16 protein-coding genes are annotated in these 16,989 nt (G+C 74.9%); 5 read left to right on the top strand and 11 right to left on the bottom strand.

The window, feature by feature from the left end; genetic code table 11:
* Positions 1–127: 127 nt before the first annotated feature.
* The 4 genes from dxs to O7628_RS21790 form a co-directional block, all read right to left on the bottom strand.
* Positions 128–2,059, bottom strand: coding sequence for a 1-deoxy-D-xylulose-5-phosphate synthase (gene dxs, locus O7628_RS21805; protein ID WP_074473988.1), 1,932 nt, complete (start codon positions 2,057–2,059; stop codon positions 128–130).
* A 73-nt stretch (positions 2,060–2,132) separates the two neighbouring features.
* Entirely contained in the window at positions 2,133–3,296 is a 1,164-nt protein-coding gene (locus O7628_RS21800; RefSeq protein ID WP_278133196.1) for an anhydro-N-acetylmuramic acid kinase, read from the bottom strand.
* Positions 3,297–3,386: 90 nt separating this feature from the next.
* Positions 3,387–4,868: a TRAM domain-containing protein gene (locus O7628_RS21795; protein ID WP_278133194.1), complete on the bottom strand. Its 1,482-nt coding sequence runs from the start codon at positions 4,866–4,868 to the stop codon at positions 3,387–3,389.
* Positions 4,865–6,937, bottom strand: coding sequence for an APC family permease (locus O7628_RS21790; RefSeq protein WP_278133192.1), 2,073 nt, complete (start codon positions 6,935–6,937; stop codon positions 4,865–4,867). The genes O7628_RS21795 and O7628_RS21790 overlap by 4 nt, the downstream gene beginning before the upstream one ends.
* A gap of 162 nt (positions 6,938–7,099) precedes the next feature.
* Between O7628_RS21790 and O7628_RS21785 the strand changes: the two genes are divergently transcribed.
* Complete coding sequence (locus O7628_RS21785) at positions 7,100–7,765, top strand: TrkA family potassium uptake protein (protein ID WP_278133190.1); 666 nt, start codon at positions 7,100–7,102, stop codon at positions 7,763–7,765.
* 2 nt (positions 7,766–7,767) lie between these two features.
* Positions 7,768–8,457, top strand: coding sequence for a TrkA family potassium uptake protein (locus O7628_RS21780; RefSeq protein ID WP_074473984.1), 690 nt, complete (start codon positions 7,768–7,770; stop codon positions 8,455–8,457).
* Between the two features lie 99 nt (positions 8,458–8,556).
* Here the strand turns inward: O7628_RS21780 and O7628_RS21775 are convergent, their stop codons facing one another.
* The 4 genes from O7628_RS21775 to dut all read right to left on the bottom strand — a co-directional run bounded on the left by O7628_RS21775 (position 8,557) and on the right by dut (position 11,024).
* Entirely contained in the window at positions 8,557–9,264 is a 708-nt protein-coding gene (locus tag O7628_RS21775; protein ID WP_278133188.1) for a DUF3159 domain-containing protein, read from the bottom strand.
* A 31-nt stretch (positions 9,265–9,295) separates the two neighbouring features.
* On the bottom strand, positions 9,296–9,679 hold the full coding sequence (locus O7628_RS21770) for an OB-fold nucleic acid binding domain-containing protein (RefSeq protein WP_278133186.1): 384 nt from the start codon (positions 9,677–9,679) through the stop codon (positions 9,296–9,298).
* 177 nt (positions 9,680–9,856) lie between these two features.
* Entirely contained in the window at positions 9,857–10,492 is a 636-nt protein-coding gene (locus O7628_RS21765; protein WP_278133184.1) for a DUF3710 domain-containing protein, read from the bottom strand.
* A gap of 25 nt (positions 10,493–10,517) precedes the next feature.
* Entirely contained in the window at positions 10,518–11,024 is a 507-nt protein-coding gene (dut, locus tag O7628_RS21760; RefSeq protein WP_043962514.1) for a dUTP diphosphatase, read from the bottom strand.
* Between the two features lie 83 nt (positions 11,025–11,107).
* On the opposite strand from dut, the gene O7628_RS21755 reads away from it, so the two are divergent.
* Entirely contained in the window at positions 11,108–11,602 is a 495-nt protein-coding gene (locus O7628_RS21755; RefSeq protein ID WP_278133181.1) for a DUF3093 domain-containing protein, read from the top strand.
* Between the two features lie 58 nt (positions 11,603–11,660).
* Here the strand turns inward: O7628_RS21755 and O7628_RS21750 are convergent, their stop codons facing one another.
* Positions 11,661–12,602 (bottom strand): hypothetical protein, encoded by a 942-nt coding sequence (locus tag O7628_RS21750; RefSeq protein ID WP_278133179.1) that lies wholly within the window; start codon positions 12,600–12,602, stop codon positions 11,661–11,663.
* Positions 12,603–12,832: 230 nt separating this feature from the next.
* Positions 12,833–13,129, bottom strand: a complete 297-nt coding sequence (locus O7628_RS21745; protein WP_007075406.1) for a DUF4193 domain-containing protein — start codon at positions 13,127–13,129, stop codon at positions 12,833–12,835.
* A gap of 434 nt (positions 13,130–13,563) precedes the next feature.
* Between O7628_RS21745 and O7628_RS21740 the strand changes: the two genes are divergently transcribed.
* Positions 13,564–14,079 carry a LytR C-terminal domain-containing protein gene (locus tag O7628_RS21740; RefSeq protein WP_178063931.1) on the top strand — a complete coding sequence of 172 codons (516 nt, stop codon included), beginning with the start codon at positions 13,564–13,566 and terminating at the stop codon, positions 14,077–14,079.
* Between the two features lie 32 nt (positions 14,080–14,111).
* Here O7628_RS21740 and O7628_RS21735 read toward each other — a convergent pair whose 3' ends face one another.
* On the bottom strand, positions 14,112–14,927 hold the full coding sequence (locus tag O7628_RS21735; RefSeq protein WP_178063930.1) for an inositol monophosphatase family protein: 816 nt from the start codon (positions 14,925–14,927) through the stop codon (positions 14,112–14,114).
* Between the two features lie 287 nt (positions 14,928–15,214).
* On the opposite strand from O7628_RS21735, the gene O7628_RS21730 reads away from it, so the two are divergent.
* A complete protein-coding gene (locus O7628_RS21730; RefSeq protein ID WP_074474067.1) occupies positions 15,215–16,816 on the top strand; it encodes an RNA polymerase sigma factor in 1,602 nt (533 codons plus the stop codon).
* The last annotated feature ends 173 nt before the right edge of the window (positions 16,817–16,989 follow it).

The following is a 16,989-nucleotide window of genomic DNA, read 5'->3' as shown; positions in this document are numbered from 1 at the left end:
GGCGCGCCACCCCGCGCCCCGCCACACCGCGCCCCGCCGTGCCGCCCCGCCCCGCCGCCCCACGGCGGACAGGTGAGAAGGGGCCCCTTCTCGACGCCAGGCGTTAAGAAGGGGCCCTTCCTTGCACTCAGTTGGGCAGGCGGACCGGCTCGGACTGCTGCGCGTCGAGGCGGGAGATCCAGCCGGTGACGTCGCGGGCCACGTCCTGCGCGGTGAGGCCCAGGTCGGCGAGGATCTGCGCGCGGGTGCCGTGCGGGTGCCAGTCGGCCGGCACCCCCAGGTCCCGCAGCGGCACCCGGACGTCGGCGTCCCGCATCGCCTGGGCGAGGGCGTCGCCGACGCCGCCGACGCGCACGCCGTCCTCGACGGTGACGACGAGCCGGTGGCCGGCGGCCAGCTCGACCAGCTCGGCGGGGACCGGGCGCACCCAGCGCGGGTCGACCACGGTCACCCCGTAGCCCTGCTCGGCGACCCGGGCGGCGACCTCCATGCCGAGGTGGCCGAACGAGCCGACCGCGACCAGCAGCACGTCGGCGCGGTCCGCCTCGGCCAGCACGTCGACCGGGCCGACCCGGCGCACGGCCGGCAGGTCGGCGGCGACGGTGCCGGTCGGGAACCGCACGACGGTCGGTCCGTCGTCCACGGCGATCGCCTCGCGCAGCTCCTCGCGCAGGGTCGCCGCGTCCCGGGGAGCGGCGATGCGCAGGCCCGGCACCACCCCGAAGACGGACATGTCCCAGATGCCGTAGTGGCTCGGCCCGTCCGGGCCGGTGATCCCGGCCCGGTCCAGCACGAACGTCACCGGCAGCTTGTGCATCGCCACGTCCAGCAGGACCTGGTCGAAGGCCCGGTTGAGGAACGTCGCGTAGACCGCCACCACGGGGTGCAGCCCGCCGAGGGCCAGCCCGGCCGCCGAGGTGGCCGCGTGCTGCTCGGCGATGCCGACGTCGTAGACCCGGTCGGGGTGCTTGCGGGCCAGCTTGGCGATGCCGGTCGGCTCGGCCATCGCGGCGGTGATGCCCACCACGTCGGGCCGGGCGTCGGCGATCGCGACCAGCTCGTCGGCGAAGACGCCGGTCCACTTCACCGACGGGGCGGCGACCAGCTTGCCGGTCGCCACGTCGAACGCGCCGGGACCGTGGAAGCAGTCGGCCTCGTCCTCCTCCGCCGGCCGGTAGCCGTAGCCCTTGCGGGTCACCGCGTGCACGATCACCGGGCCGCCGAAGTGCTTCGCCGCCCGCAGCGCCGACTCGACCGCCGCCACGTCGTGCCCGTCGACCGGGCCGACGTACTTGATGCCCAGGTCCTCGAACATGGCCTGCGGGGCGACCGCGTCCTTGATGCCCTTCTTGACGGCGTGCAGCACCTCGTACATGGGACGGCCGACCAGCGGCGTCGAGCCGAGGGCGTCCTTGACGGTGTCGAGGACCTTCTCGTAGCCGGGGTTGAGCCGCAGCGACGACAGGTGGTCGGCGAGGCCGCCGATGGTCGGCGCGTACGACCGGCCGTTGTCGTTGACGACGATCACCAGGGGGTTGCCGGAGGTGGCGATGTTGTTCAGCGCCTCCCAGCACATGCCGCCGGTCAGCGCCCCGTCGCCGACGACGGCTACCACGGAGCGCGCCTCGCCGCGCAGCGCGTACGCCTTGGCCAGCCCGTCGGCGTAGGACAGGGCGGTGGAGGCGTGCGAGTTCTCGATCAGGTCGTGCTCGCTCTCGGCCTGGCTCGGGTAGCCGGAGAGGCCGCCGCGCTGGCGCAGCCTGTCGAAGCCGTCCTGCCGGCCGGTGAGGATCTTGTGCACGTACGCCTGGTGGCCGGTGTCGAACAGGAGCCGGTCCCGGGGGGAGTCGAAGACCCGGTGCATCGCCAGTGTCAGCTCCACCACACCCAGGTTGGGGCCGACGTGCCCGCCGGTGCGGGAGACCTTGGCGATCAGGAAGTCACGGATCTCGGCGGCGAGGATGTCCAGCTGCTCGGCGGTCATCCGCTTCACGTCCTGCGGACCCCGCACCGTGGCCAGCAGCCGGCCGTGGTTGGCCGTGTCCTCTTCAGCACTCATGAGCGAAGAGTCTATCGGCCGCCCGGTAGTCCGCAGCCTGGCCGGTGAACGACCCCGCTGACCGGGTGCGCAGTCAGGAGACGATCACCATGCGGCGGGGCGGGGCGACCGGCGGGGCGTGCCGGGCCGGGCCGGCCGGCGTCCAGGAGCCCAGCACGGTCGCCTCGCGGGCCCCGGTCACCGACGGGACCGCACCCGGCAGGCCGTGCCAGGACAGCCAGCCGAGCAGGGCGAACGCGTACGCCTCCTTGGCCTGGGCCGGCACCCCCAGCGCGTCGCTGGTCCGCAGCCGCCACCGGCCCGCGCCGAGGGCGGCCAGCCGGCCCCACAGGGTGCGGTTGCGCACCCCGCCCCCGGCGGCGACGACCTCGGCCACCTGGTGCCGGTCGCACGCGGCGGCCACCGTCCGGGCCGTCAGCTCGGTCAGCGTGGCCAGCACGTCGTCGGCGGCCACGGGCGCGCCGAGCGCGGCGAGCCGCTCGTCGAGGTACCCGGCGTGGAACAGCTCCTTGCCGGTGGACTTGGGCGGCGGCGCGGCGTAGTACGGCTCGGCGAGCAGCAGCTCCAGCAGCCCGGGGTGCACCCGCCCCGCCGCCGCCCGGGCCCCGTCGAGGTCGCAGGGACGGCCGAGGAACCGCCGGGCCGCCGCGTCCAGCAGCGCGTTGGCCGGGCCCACGTCGTACCCGAGGGTCGGCGCGCCGGGGGCGACCACGGTGAGGTTGGCGATGCCGCCCAGGTTGAGCGCCGCCCGGGGCGGGCCGTCCTCGCCGCCCAGCAACAGCGCGTCGAACGCCGGCACCAGGGGCGCGCCCTGCCCGCCGGCGGCGACGTCGGTCGCGCGCAGGTCCGACAGCACCGGCGCGCCCACCCGCGCGGCCACCCGGGCCGGCGCGCCGAGCTGGAGGGTGCCGCGCACGGCGCCGCCGTCGACCCAGTGGAACACGGTCTGCCCCGGCGAGACGACCGCGTCGACCCGCCCGCCGGCCAGCTCCACGCCGCGCGCCGCCGCGTCGGCGAACACCTCACCGAGCCGGTTGTCCAGCCGGCAGACCGCCTCGATCGTGGTCGGGTGCGGCGGCAGCACCGCCTGGATCTGCGCCCGCAGCCCCGCGTCGTGGTCGAGGCCGAGATGCCCGAGCGGCCGCAGCCGCAGCGTCTCTCCGTCGACGGCGAACTCGGCGGCGACGACGTCCACCCCGTCGTACGACGTCCCCGACATCAACCCCACGATCCGCATGTAAGGAAGGGCCCCCTGTTAACGCTTTCTGTATAGGAAGGGCCCCCTGCAATCAACCCCGCGCACCGCGCGCCGGGCGCCGGGCGCCGGTCACCGACCGGGTCGCAGGAGGCCGACCAGCTCGACGTGCCGGGTCATCGGGAACAGGTCGAAGCCGCGCAGCCCCGCCAGCTCCCAGCCGGCCTCGGCGAAGGTGCGCACGTCCCGGGCGAAGGCGGCCGGGTCACAGGCCACGTAGGCCACGGCGCGCGGCCCGGCCGCGACCACGTCCCGCACCACCCGCGCGCCGGCCCCGCTGCGCGGCGGGTCCAGCACCACCAGGTCCACCGGGCCGGTGATCCGGCGGCGGGCCAGGGCGGTCTCCACCCGGGCCGCCACCACCTCGACGCCGGGCAGGTCCCGCAGGTTGTCCCGGGCGGCGGCGACGCCCGCGCCGGCGGACTCCACGACGGTGACCCGGGCGGCCGGGCCGACCCGGGCGGCCACGGCGGCGGCGAACAGCCCCGCCCCGCCGTAGAGGTCCCAGGCCGACTCGCCCGGCCGCGGGTCGAGCAGGTCGAGCACCGCGTCGACCAGGGTGTCGGCCGCCGCCGGGTGCACCTGCCAGAAGCCGGACGCCGGCAGCGTCCACTCCCGGCCGGCGGCCACCTCCCGGACGGTCTGCGGGCCTGCGGAGGGCGGGGCGACGGCCGGGCCGGTCAGGCCGGCGGCCGGGGCGGCGGGCAAGGCAGCCGGGCCGTCGGGCGCGCCGGCGGGCAGGCCAGCCGGGCCGGCAGCCGGGGCGGCGGGCGGGGCGGTCGCAGCGGCGTCGGGGGGCAGGGCGGTGACGGTGACGTCGCCGCCGGTCGAGGCGACCACCTCCACCGCCTCGGCCGCCGGCCAGGGCCGCCCCAGCACCGGCAGCGCCTGGATCGCCGGGTGGGCGATGAGGCAGCGGTCGACCGGCACCACCTCGTGCGAGCGGTGCTTGAGCAGCCCGGCGCGGCCGGCGGCGTCGACCGCGTACCGGACCCGGGAGCGCCAGCCGAGCGGCCCGCCAGGCAGCGCGGCGACCCGGACCCCGAGCCGCTCGATCTCCGCGTCGGTGAGGCCGGCGAGGCGGCGCAGCTGCTCGCGGACCACCGCGGCCTTCCAGTCGAGCTGGGCCGCGGGCGCGACGTGCTGGAGGTCGCAGCCGCCGCAGAGACCCGGTTTCGCGTACGGGCAGGGCGGCGCGACCCGCTGCGGCGCGGCGTCGAGCACCGTCACCGCGTCGGCGCGGACGAACCCGCGGTGCACCTCGGTGACCTCGGCCACCACCCGCTCGCCGGGCAGCGCGTGCCGGACGAAGACCACCTGCCCGTCGACGCGGGCCACGCAGTGCCCGCCGGGGGCGACGGCGTCGACGGTCAGCTCGACCCGCTCGGCCTCCTCCAGCCCGCGCCGCTCGGCCCCACCCCGCCCGACGCCCGCCGGGCGACCGTCGCCGCCCCCGCCGGCCCGGGAGGCGCCCCCGCCGGCCCGGGAGGCGCCCCCGCCGGCCCGGGAGGCGCCCCCGCCGGCCCGGGACGCGGCCACGCCCGGCCGGGTCATCGCCCGTCTCCCTCGGTCTGGCCGCGCTCGCCGGGCGGGGCGGAGGCCACCGGCGGCACCGGCGGGGGCAGGGTGCTGCGCGGGGCGACCCGGGGGCCGCGCGCCGGGCCCCGGGTCAGCGTCGCGTCGAGCCGGTCGAGATTCTTGCCGGCGGTGGAGGCGAGCTGCCACGGCACGCTGGTGACCATGACGCCCGGCTCGAACAGCAGCCGCCCCTTGAGGCGCAGCGCGCTCTGGTTGTGCAACAGGTTCTCCCACCAGCGTCCGACGACGTACTCGGGAATGAAGACCGTGACCACGTCGCGCGGCGACTCCCGGCGGGTGTTGGCCACGAAGTCGAGGATCGGCCGGGTGATCTCCCGGTACGGCGAGTCGACCACGGTCAGCGGCACCGGCAGCTCCCGCCGCTCCCAGTCGGCCTGGAGGTCCCGGGTGTCCTTCTCGTCGACGTTCACCGTCACCGCGGTCAGCGTGTCCGGGCGGGTGGCCCGGGCGTACGCGATGGCCCGCAGCGTCGGCTGGTGCAGCTTGCTGACCAGCACGATGGCGTGGTTGCGGGCGGGCAGCACGCCCCGGACCTCGGTCGGCTCCAGCTCGGCGGCGACCCGGTCGTAGTGCCGCCGGATGGCCAGCATCAGCACGTAGAGCACCGCCATCGCGGCGATGGCGATCCACGCGCCGAGCAGGAACTTGGTGATCAAAACGATGACCAGCACCGCGGCGGTCATCACCATGCCGAAGGCGTTGATCGCCCGGGACCGGATCATCCGGCGGCGGGCCTGCGGGTCCCGCTCGGTGCGCAGGTGCCGGTTCCAGTGCCGGATCATGCCGGCCTGGGAGAGGGTGAACGAGACGAAGACGCCGACGATGTAGAGCTGGATGAGCCGCGTCACCTCGGCCTGGAACCCGACGATCAGCACGATCGCGGCGACGGCGAGGAAGACGATGCCGTTGGAGAACGCCAGCCGGTCGCCCCGGGTGTGCAGCTGCCGGGGCAGGTAGCGGTCCTGGGCGAGGATGCTGCCGAGCACCGGGAAGCCGTTGAACGCGGTGTTCGCGGCGAGGAAGAGGATCAGGGCGGTCATCCCGGCGACCACGTACAGCAGCACCGACCCGGAGCCGAAGACCGTCTCGCCGAGCTGGGCGGTGACGGTCTTCTGCACGTATCCGTCGGGGCCGGAGAGGATCTGCAGGTTCGGGTCCTCGACGAACTGGAGGCCGGTGAGCCGGGCCAGCCAGATGATGCCGACGAGCATGCTCACCGCGATGGTGCCGAGCAGCAGCAGGGTGGTGGCGGCGTTGCGGCTCTTCGGGGCCTTGAACGCGGGCACCCCGTTGGAGATCGCCTCCACGCCGGTGAGCGCGGCGCAGCCGGAGGAGAAGGTCCGCAGCAGCAGGAAGACCAGGGCGAACCCGGTGACGCTGTGCTCGGCCTGGATCTCCAGGCCGGCGCTGGGCGCGCGCAGGTCGTGGCCGAGGACGAAGTACCGGACCAGGCCGGTGACGATCATGCCGCCGATGACGATCACGAAGCCGTACGTCGGGATGGCGAACGCGGTGCCGGACTCGCGCAGGCCGCGCAGGTTCATCGCGGTGAGCAGCACCACCGCGCTGACGGCGATGAGCACCTTGTGGGTGGCCACGAACGGCACCACCGACCCCAGGTTGGCCACGCCGGAGGAGACCGACACGGCCACGGTGAGCACGTAGTCGACGAGCAGCGCGCTGGCCACCGCGAGGCCGGCCCGGGGGCCGAGGTTGACGGTGGCCACCTCGTAGTCGCCGCCGCCGGAGGGGTAGGCGTGCACGTTCTGCCGGTAGCTGGCCACCACCGTGAGCATCACCACCACCACGGCGAGGGCGATCCACGGCGAGAAGAGGAACGCCGACGCGCCCGCGATGGAGAGCGTCAGCAGGATCTCGTCGGGGGCGTACGCCACGCTGGAGAGGGCGTCGGAGGCGAAGACCGGCAGCGCGATGCGCTTCGGCAGGAGGGTGTGCTGGAGCCGGTCGGACCGGAACGGTCGACCGACGAGCAGCCGCTTCAGCAGCGAGGTGGGACTGGCCACAAGCGCTAAGGGTACGACGACGGTTCCGTGGTCACCCGGGGGTGGCGGGGCGGCGGCTCCGACAGGGCGGAGTACCGTCGTCCCCCGCCGGTAACCCCGACGTGGCAGGCTCGCAGGCGAGGGGTCGACGGCGGGCGGATGCGCGCACCTTGGGAGGGACACGTGCATGTCGTGATCATGGGCTGTGGCCGGGTCGGGTCGACCCTGGCCCAGAGCCTGGAGGCCCGGGGGCACTCGGTGGCGGTGATCGACCAGGACGCCGACGCGTTCCGCCGGCTCAGCCCGGACTTCGCGGGCATCACGGTCACCGGCGCGGGCTTCGACGGCGAGGTGCTCCGGCAGGCCGGCATCGAACGGGCGGACGCCTTCGCGGCGGTCTCCAGCGGCGACAACTCCAACATCATCTCGGCCCGGTTGGCCCGCGAGACGTTCGGCGTCTCCCGGGTCGCCGCGCGCATCTACGACCAGCGCCGGGCCCAGGTCTACGAGCGGCTGGGCATCCCGACCGTGGCCACCGTGCGGTGGACGGCCGACCGGATGCTGCGCCACCTGGTGCCCGAGGGCAACGTGGAGATCTTCCGGGATCCGACCAGCACCGTCTCGATCGTCGAGGTGCCGGTGCACAAGGACTGGATCGGCCGGCCGCTGGGGGCGCTGGAGGAGGCGAGCGGGGCGCGGGTGGCCTACCTGATCCGCTTCGGCATCGGCACCCTGCCCACCGGCTCCACCGCCGTGCAGGAGGGCGACCAGGTCTTCATGCTGGTCACCGACGACATCGTGACGTCGGCGACCTCGGTGGCGGGCAGCCCGCCGGAAGGAGCGCACTGAGCATGCGGATCGCCATCGCCGGCGCCGGCAACGTGGGCCGCTCGATCGCGCAGGAGCTGATCGACAACGGCCACCAGGTGATGCTGATCGAGCGCCAGCCCCGGATGCTGCGGCCCGACCGGGTGCCGGCGGCCGAGTGGGTGCTCGCCGACGCCTGCGAACTGGCCAGCCTGGAGGAGGCCAACGTCGCCGGCTGCGACGTGGTGGTCGCGGCGACCGGGGACGACAAGGTCAACCTGGTGGTGTCGCTGCTGGCCAAGACCGAGTTCGCGGTGCCCCGGGTGGTGGCCCGGGTCAACCGGGCCGAGAACGAGTGGCTGTTCACCGAGCAGTGGGGCGTCGACGTCGCGGTGAGCAAGCCGCGGGTGATGGCGGCCCTGGTCGAGGAGGCGGTGACCGTCGGCGACCTGGTGCGGCTGATGACGTTCCGGCAGGGCGAGGCGAACCTGGTGGAGATCACGCTGCCGCCGACCGCGCCGTACGTGGGGCAGCCGATCCACGCCGTGCCGCTCCCCCGCGACGCCGCCCTGGTGGCCATCCTGCGCGGCAAGCGGGTGCTGGTGCCCAGCCCGGACGACCCGATCGAGGCCGGCGACGAGCTGATCTTCGTGTGCACGGCGGAGGTGGAGGACGACGTCCGCGCGGTGATCCTCGGCACGGACAGCATCGAGCGGACCCGCGGCGCGAGCTGAGCGGCCCCGCACCGGGGCGAGGTCCGGCGGCGTCGGCGGGCGCGGCCCGGGCGGGCCGGCGCGGGGGCCGGGCGGGCCGGTGGCCGCCGCCGCGGGGGCTCAGCCGCCGGGCAGGGGCTCCGGGGCCGCCGTGGCCTCCTGCCCCGCCTCCCGCTCGCGCGTCACCCGGCGCACCGTCCAGACGGTGATCAGCAGCAGCAGCGCGTACGGCGGGTAGCCCAGCGCCAGCCGGGCCACGCCGAGCGCGGTGTCCTGGTGGGCGAGGTAGAGCCCGGCCTGCACGCCGACCTTGGCCAGCCACACCACGCCCCACAGGACGGTGAGCTGGGTGAAGGTGCGCACGAGGCGGGGGTCGTCCCGCCACTCGGAGCGCCCCTTGGCCACCAGCACCGACCAGATCCAGCCCACGAGGGGCTGCCTGACCGCCGCCGAGACCAGCAGCGCCAGCCCGTAGCCGATGCCGTAGAGGATGCCGGGGAGGTAGAAGTCGCGCTCGTCGCCGGTGCGCCAGGCGATGGCCGCGCCGATGCCGACGCCGACCAGGCCGTTGACCGCGTGCCGCACCGGCCGGCGCTGGACCAGCCGCAGCGCGGCGATGAGCAGCGCCACGGCCACCGAGGCGATGACGGCGGGGCGCAGCTCGCCGACGATGTTGGCGACGACGAAGACGACCACCGGGATGCTCGACTCGACCAGCCCACGCCAGCCGCCGAGCTGGTCGGCCATCTGCTCGGCGAGGGTCGGCAGCGGCGCCTCGTCCTCCGGGCCGGCGCCGGGCTCGGTCGCCCGCTGGGCTCCGGTGGTCATCGTGGCCCTCCCGTCGGGGTCGTGCGCGTCGTCACTTCGGCGGCTCCAACTCGTAGTACGGGTTGTAGATGACCTTGCGGTCGTCGCGCACCGCCACCCGGCCCCGGGCGGTGAGGTGCCGGCCCGGCTCGATGCCGGCGATGTGCCGCCGCCCGAGCCAGACCAGGGTCACCACGTCGCTGCCATCATATAGATCAGCTTCGAGGGTGGGGAGGTTCGTCCGGGGGGTGTAGACGACCGTGCGCAGCCGGCCGTTGACGCAGACGACCTGACCCCGCGCGCACTGCCGGGCCGGCACGCCGCCGGACTCGGCGCTCTCCCGGCGCAGCTCCTGCGCCTCGATCTCGGCCTCGCTCGCGGTGAGCCGGTGCAGCAGCCGCCGGAACGAGACCCGGCCGCCCTCGTCGGTCGTCATGACCGCCTCAACCCCTCCTCCGCCGGCAGGCCGCGCCGGCACCGGTCCGGCCTGCGCGGGCGAGGCCGTCCCGCCAGCGTACGCCGGCCGGCGCGCGGCCGGGAGCGGCGGCCCGCCCCGGACCGGGCCGGCGGCGGCGCGCCGACGGCGGGCCCGGGCGGGCCGGGCGACGCCCGATCAGGCCTCGACGGGCGGGGCGGCCTGCTCGGCGACCTCGCGCGGCAGGCGCAGCGGCAGCGGCTCGCGCACCGGCTTCGCCTCCTGGCCGCGGTCGACGACGAGCCCGTCCAGACACTCGCGCAGCGGGCCGGCGGCGGACGGGTCGGTCGCGGCGGCGCCCTGGTAGACGCCGCGCACCATCCAGCGGGGGCCGTCGATCCCGACGAACCGCAGGTCGGTCAGGCCGTCCGGGGTGCGCACCCGGGCGTGCAGCTCCGGGCCGTACTCGCCCTGCGCCTCCTGGGCCGCCGCGCCGTCGTTGAACAGCGACTGCCGGATCTCCTCGCGCACCTCGTCCCAGATGCCCTCGGAGCGGGGCGCGGCGAAGACGCCGAGCTGGAGCGCGCTCTGCCCGTGCACCAGCACGACCTGCTGGATCACGCCCTCCGGGTCGGCCTGCACCCGCACCTCCACGTCGGCCACCGCCGGGATGTGCAGGCTGCCCAGGTCGAGCCGCTGCACCCCGTCGGGGGCCTCGGAGACGTCGTACGGGCCGCGCGCCGGGGCCTCGGCGGCGGAGCCGTCGACGACCTCGGCGGACCGCTCGTCACGGGCCTGCCGACCGTCACCGGCCCGCTTTCGGGAGAAGATCACTGCACCCACCCTCCGCTGTTCGCACTCACCCTGCCACCTCTTCCGGCTGCCCGCCGGCCCGGTCCGCCGGCGGCGGGACGAGCCCGGCGTGCCCGCCGGTCGAGCCGTGCCCGCCGACGCCCCGCCGGGACGGCGGCAGCTCGGCCACCGGCCGGAAATCGGCCCGTGCCACCCGCTGCACAACGAGTTGCGCGATCCGATCGCCACGGGCGATCTTCGCCGGTGTCTCCCGATCATGATTGATCAGGTTGACGAGGATCTCACCCCGGTAGCCGGCGTCGACCGTACCGGGCGCGTTGAGCACCGTCACGCCGAGCCTCGCCGCCAGGCCCGACCGTGGGTGCACCAGGCCCACGTACCCCTCGGGGAGGGCGATCGCCAGCCCGGTCGGAACCAGGGCCCGGCCGCCGGGGGGCAGCTCCACGTCCGCGGCGGCCACCAGGTCCGCCCCGGCGTCGCCGGGATGGGAGTACGCCGGCAGCGGCAGCTGCGGGTCGAGCCGCCGCACGGGCACGGGTACGTCGTCGGTCACGGTCTTCCTCTTCCGTCCGTTTCGCGGGGTGCCCCGTCATCCTGCCGGGTCGGCCGGCCGCCGTGCGCCGTACCCTGGCAGGAGTGAGCCGATCGCCCGCCCCGACGCCCGCCGCCACCGCCACCGCCACCCACTATGCGGAGCGGCTCAGCCTGCCGTGGTGGCTCTGGCTGGCCGGGCCGGCCCTCGGCGGCTTCCTCGCGCTGGAGCTGTGGCTGGGCGCGGGCGGCGTGCGCGCCTGGCTGCCGTTCGTGGTGCTGCTGCCGGCGACCGTGGGCGCCCTGTGGTGGCTGGGCCGGATCCGCGTCGTCGTGGCCGACGGCGAGCTGCGGGTGGACGACGCCCGCCTGCCCGTGCGGTTCGTGGCCGACGCCGTCCCGTTGGACGCCGGCGGCCGCCGCGAGGTGCTCGGTGTCGGGGCGGACCCGCTCGCCTTCGTGGTGCAGCGGCCCTGGATCAGCGGGGCGGTCCAGGTGGTGCTGGACGACCCGGCCGACCCCACCCCGTTCTGGGTGGTCAGCACCCGCGACCCGGTACGCCTGGCCGCCACTCTCCTCGCCGCCCGCGACGCCCGCTGAGGCGGCGTCGGGGCGGAGCGGGCGTCAGGGCAGGGCGGGCGTCAGGGCAGGGCGGGCGTCAGGGCAGGGCGGGCGGCGGGCTGGGCAGCTCGCGCCGCTGCCGGCCGAGGTCCTTGCGGAGCTGCTCGCCGAGGGCCCGGGTGGCCCGCCGGTTGAGATAGCTGGCGACCGCCGCCCCGGTGAGGAACGGGCCGAGCGTGGTCAGGTTGCGCCCGAAGCGCTTGAGCAGGGTGTCCCGCAGCTCCTTGCGGGCCGCCGTGCCGAGCACCGCGCTGACGCCGACACCGGGCAGCATCGGGTTGACCCCCCGCTGGCTGGCCCAGGACTGCACGACGGCCACCGTCCGCTGGGTGCCTCCGGCGGGCAGCGGGGCGCCGTACACCTCGTGCAGCTCGCCGATCAGCTTCAGCTCGACGGCCACCACGGCGACCGTCTCGGCGGCCAGCAGCACCGGCGCGGAGAGCAGGGTCGGCGTGACCGCCCACTCGACGGCCGCGACTCCCCCGCCGGCGGCGCCGATCGCGGCGGTCGTCCGGGCGGCGTTGCGCACCAGCCGGTCGGCGAGGGCCTCGTCGTCCAGGCCGGGAAAGTGCCGGCGCAGGGTGGCCAGGTCCCGGATCGGCACGTGCGGGGCGACGTCGGCGACCGCGTCGGTCATCCAGCGGACGGCGGCGCGCGGCTTGAACAGGTCGGCGAGGCCCCGGCCGCGGACCTGGCCGACCAGCCGGGTCAGCAGTTGCCGCCGGCGGGCCGGCGCGATGTCGTCGGCGGTCAGCGCGGCGACCGTCGCGCCCAGTTGCTCCTCCGCGCCGGCGCCGCCCGGCGGGACGGCCTCCGGCCCGGTGTCGTCGCCGTCGGGCGCAGCGGCCTCCGGCCCGGTGCGGTCGCCGCCGGGCGGAGCGGGCGCGGACCCGCTGCGGCCGCCGGCCGGCGGCGCGGTCTCCGGCCCGCCGACGCCGTCGCTGGCGGGCCGCCCGCCGTCGTCGTTGTGCTCGACCATGCGTCGACCTCCCGGGTGCGTCGGCGGGTGGGGGAACCGTCCTGACGAGTCAAGCAGTTCCCCGCCACCGGCGCACGGCGGTGCCGTGGGCCGGTGGCGCACCGGCGGGTGTGGACGTGCCCGACGCCGGCGACTCCCACAGCGGCGGCCTCACCGATGAGGCCGCCGCTGATGTCGCCGGGTCGAGGCGTGGAGATCCCCCGTTGAGGCGCTGGTGTGCCGTGTCGCGGTCAGACGCACTCGCGGCAGATCAGCTCGCCGTTGCGCTCGACCGCCAGCTGGCTGCGGTGGTGGACCAGGAAGCAGCGGGCGCATCGGAACTCGTCCTGCTGCATCGGTAGCACCTTGACCGTGAGCTCCTCGTCGGCCAGGTCAGCGCCGGGGAGCTCGAAGCTCTCGGCCACCTCGGCCTCGTCGACGTCCACGGCGCCCGACTGTGAGTCGACCCGCCGGGCCTTGAGCTCTTCCAGGCTGTCCTCGCCGAGGTCGACCTCGTCGCGACGCGGGGCGTCGTAGTCGGTGGCCATCGGTTTCACTCTCCCATATCGATATGGTCGCTCCCGGTTGTAACGCCGGAAGGCGCTGTTTCGGTTCCACTGCCGGCCACCAACTTTTGTCGGTCACCCGACCCGGCCACCGGCCGAACCGGGTCCGCCAGAGAAACTCCCCCAGCGAGCGCGGTACCTTACCCCCCTCGGGCGAGGCATGTATACCGCCCTCGCGGCTCAGATGTACGCCCCAGACCTCGAAGTTGTTCCCAATGTGACTCAGGCGACACGAAGATAGGGGTAGTACTACCCGCTTCCCGGTTGGCGCGCCGGCATGTCGGACTGTTTCCACGCGACCGCCGGACAACCGTTAGCCTCAGCGGCGTACTCGGCGGCCGGCGGGGCGGCCCACCCGCCCCCGGCCGCCGCCACCCAATCACCGTCCGGGGAGCGCCAGGATGAGCTTTGCGCGAGTGCGAGCACTCGTAGTCGTCGGTCTGCTGGCGGTCGTCGCCCTGGTCATCGTGGTCGTGGCCGTGGTCCGCGACACCCAGGGCAAGGGCGGCGCGGCCGCCGGCTGCCCCGAGGGCGCGCCGCTGGCGGACGTGACCCTGCACGAGAACAAGGACGTGAAGATCAACGTCTACAACGCCACCGACGAGCCGGGCCTCGCCAAGAAGGTGGCGGACGACTTCCGCAACCGCAAGTTCCAGGTGAAGAAGGAGGGCAACGCCAAGCAGCAGCTCGACGGCGTCGCCGTCCTGCAGTACGGCCCGAAGGGCGTCGGCTCCGCCCACCTGTTGCGCGCGTACTTCCTCAACAACGCCGAGCCGAAGTTCGACATCAAGCGCAAGGACGACACGGTCGACGTGGTCCTGGGCAACAATTTCGCCCAGCTCGCCACGACCACCGAGGTCAACCAGTCCCTCGGCGACCTGGGCGCCCCGGTCGCCCCGGCCGGCACCTGCCCGATGCCCGTCGACAAGTGACGGGGCCGGCCGACCCGGCCGCCTCCGGGCGGTCAGGGGCCGCCCGAGGCGTCCAGGTCGGCCAGCCGGTCGTGCAGCGGGGCGAACAGCGCCGGCGGGGCCGCGATCACCAGGTCCGGGCCCGCCGGCCGCCCGCCGAGGCCGCCGACCAGCAGCCCGGCCTCGACGCCGACCAGCGCCCCGGCCGCGTGGTCCCAGAGGTTCAGGCCCTTCTCGTAGTACGCCTCCAGCCGCCCCTCGGCGGCCAGGCAGAGGTCCACCGAGGCGGCGCCCTGCCGGCGCACGTCCCGCACGTGGCCGATCAGCCCCGCGAGCACCCGGGCCTGGTGGGCCCGGCGGGCCGGGTCGTAGCCGAAGCCGGTGGCGACCAGCGCCTGCCCGAGGTCGGTCTCGGCCGAGCAGCGCAGCCGCTCCCCGGCCCGGTACGCGCCGCCCCCGGCGGTGGCCGTCCACTCGTCGCCGGTGAACACGTTGCGCACCACGCCCGCGACCACCTCGCCGTCGACCTCGGCGGCCAGCGACACCGCGCAGTACGGCAGCCCGTACAGGTAGTTGACCGTCCCGTCGATCGGGTCGACGATCCAGCGCACCCGGGCCGCCGGGGTGGCGTCGCCCGCGCCGTACTCCTCCCCGAGGACGCCGTCGTGCGGGCGGAGCCGGCGCAGCGCGTCGAGCACCTGCCGCTCGACGGCCCGGTCGGCGGCGGTGACGACGTCGGTGACGGTGGACTTGGTGGCGGCCACCGACACGCCCTCGGCCCACATCCGGTGGGCGGTCGCCGCCGCGGCCCGGGCGACATCGACGGCGATCTCCAGCAGTTCCCCGGGTGGCGGCACCGCGCGGTCCATAGGTTCGTCCCCTTCCCGCACGACCGGACCCGTCCGGGTCGCGCGCGAGTATCATCCTTACAAAGTCCACATCTGCGCCCAATCGGCGGTCCCGTCAGTCGGTCCGCCGTGCGGCGCAGGATGATCGCGGCAGACGGCGTTACAATTCACCCTGCCCACGCGCCACGGACCGCCAGCCACCGGCCGGCCCGGGACACGGGGGTCCCTCAACGACATCGCCCGGCACCGTGTTCCATGCCGCGTCGGGCAACCCGGCCGTGCTCGCTCTTCGCCTCCGGAAGGTCTTCGTGACAGAACCCCGCCAGACCGGCGCCGACGTTCGCTCGCTCACCGACACCCTGATCGCCCACGCGCAGAGCGCCGGCGGCCAGCTCACGTCGGCCCAGCTCGCGCGCACCGTCGAGTCCGCCGAGGTGACTCCGGCCCAGGCCAAGAAGATCCTGCGTGCGCTCGCGGAAGCGGGGGTGACCGTGGTCGTCGACGGCTCGGCCAGCCCGCGCCGCCGGGTCGCCGCCGCCCGGTCCGCCACCCCGGCGTCCCGGGCCACCACCGCCAAGACCACGAAGAAGGTGGCCGCGCCCGCCCCGAAGCAGGCGCCGGCCGCCGACGACGCCCCCGCGCCGGCGCCCCGGAAGGCCGCCGCGCGCAAGGCGACGACCGAGGCGGTCGCGAAGGCCGCCGTCCCGGCGAAGGTCGCGCGGCCCACGCGGGCCACCAAGGCGACGGTGGCCGCCGCCGCGGGCAAGCCGGCCAAGGCCGCCGGCAAGCCGAAGGGCGAGGGCGCCGAGGGCGACATCGACCCGGAGGAGCTCGCCGCCGAGATCGAGGACGTGGTGGTCGAGGAGCCGGCGGAGCTGGCCCAGGCCGCCGCGGCCGACGCCGCCAGTTCCGCCACCGACAACGACTTCGAGTGGGACGACGAGGAGTCCGAGGCGCTCAAGCAGGCGCGTCGCGACGCCGAGCTGACCGCCTCAGCCGACTCCGTGCGGGCCTACCTCAAGCAGATCGGCAAGGTGCCCCTGCTCAACGCCGAGCAGGAGGTGGAGCTCGCCAAGCGGATCGAGGCGGGCCTCTACGCCGCCGAGCGGCTGCGCGCCGCCGAGGAGGGCGAGGAGAAGCTGGTCCGGGAGATGGTCCGCGACCTCGGCTGGATCTCCCGCGACGGCGAGCGGGCCAAGAACCACCTGCTGGAGGCCAACCTCCGGCTGGTGGTGTCGCTGGCCAAGCGCTACACCGGCCGGGGCATGGCGTTCCTCGACCTCATCCAGGAGGGCAACCTCGGCCTGATCCGGGCGGTCGAAAAGTTCGACTACACCAAGGGCTACAAGTTCTCCACGTACGCGACCTGGTGGATCCGGCAGGCGATCACCCGGGCGATGGCCGACCAGGCCCGCACCATCCGCATCCCGGTGCACATGGTCGAGGTGATCAACAAGCTCGGCCGGATCCAGCGCGAGCTGCTTCAGGACCTGGGCCGCGAGCCCACCCCGGAGGAGCTGGCCAAGGAGATGGACATCACACCCGAGAAGGTGCTGGAGATCCAGCAGTACGCTCGGGAGCCCATCTCGCTCGACCAGACCATCGGCGACGAGGGCGACAGCCAGCTCGGCGACTTCATCGAGGACTCGGAGGCCGTCGTCGCGGTCGACGCCGTCTCGTTCTCCCTGCTCCAGGACCAGCTCCAGCAGGTGCTCCAGACGCTGTCGGAGCGCGAGGCGGGCGTGGTCCGGCTCCGCTTCGGCCTGACCGACGGCCAGCCGCGCACGCTGGACGAGATCGGTCAGGTCTACGGCGTGACCCGGGAGCGGATCCGGCAGATCGAGTCGAAGACGATGTCGAAACTGCGTCACCCGTCGCGGTCACAGGTTCTCCGTGACTACCTGGACTGACCCGAGTTCGTCAACCGCACGTGTCGCTTTGATCACCAGGCGTACAACACTCGATGGTGATCGGCCGGTTGCACGATTGTGATCGTTGACGTGGCACCCTTGGTGCACGGCACACTGTTGCCGCCAGGTGTGACCTCGGTCCCCCGCGGGCACACAGGGAAGGCAAGACCCTC

Origin of the sequence: Micromonospora sp. WMMD956 (genome assembly GCF_029626125.1) — a bacterium.
Classification (GTDB): Bacteria; Actinomycetota; Actinomycetes; order Mycobacteriales; family Micromonosporaceae; genus Micromonospora; species Micromonospora carbonacea.
Note: the sequence above shows the minus strand (reverse complement) of the source record. Positions and strands in the feature narration are given on the sequence as shown.

Bases quoted from the DNA above. Each gene is read 5' to 3' on its own strand.
- dxs (WP_074473988.1), bottom strand. From the start codon at position 2,059: ATGAGTGCTGAAGAGGACACGGCCAACCACGGCCGGCTGCTGGCCACG.
- O7628_RS21800 (WP_278133196.1), bottom strand. From the start codon at position 3,296: ATGCGGATCGTGGGGTTGATGTCGGGGACGTCGTACGACGGGGTGGAC.
- O7628_RS21795 (WP_278133194.1), bottom strand. From the start codon at position 4,868: ATGACCCGGCCGGGCGTGGCCGCGTCCCGGGCCGGCGGGGGCGCCTCC.
- O7628_RS21780 (WP_074473984.1), top strand. From the start codon at position 7,768: ATGCGGATCGCCATCGCCGGCGCCGGCAACGTGGGCCGCTCGATCGCG.
- O7628_RS21775 (WP_278133188.1), bottom strand. From the start codon at position 9,264: ATGACCACCGGAGCCCAGCGGGCGACCGAGCCCGGCGCCGGCCCGGAG.
- O7628_RS21770 (WP_278133186.1), bottom strand. From the start codon at position 9,679: ATGACGACCGACGAGGGCGGCCGGGTCTCGTTCCGGCGGCTGCTGCAC.
- O7628_RS21750 (WP_278133179.1), bottom strand. From the start codon at position 12,602: ATGGTCGAGCACAACGACGACGGCGGGCGGCCCGCCAGCGACGGCGTC.
- O7628_RS21745 (WP_007075406.1), bottom strand. From the start codon at position 13,129: ATGGCCACCGACTACGACGCCCCGCGTCGCGACGAGGTCGACCTCGGC.
- O7628_RS21735 (WP_178063930.1), bottom strand. From the start codon at position 14,927: ATGGACCGCGCGGTGCCGCCACCCGGGGAACTGCTGGAGATCGCCGTC.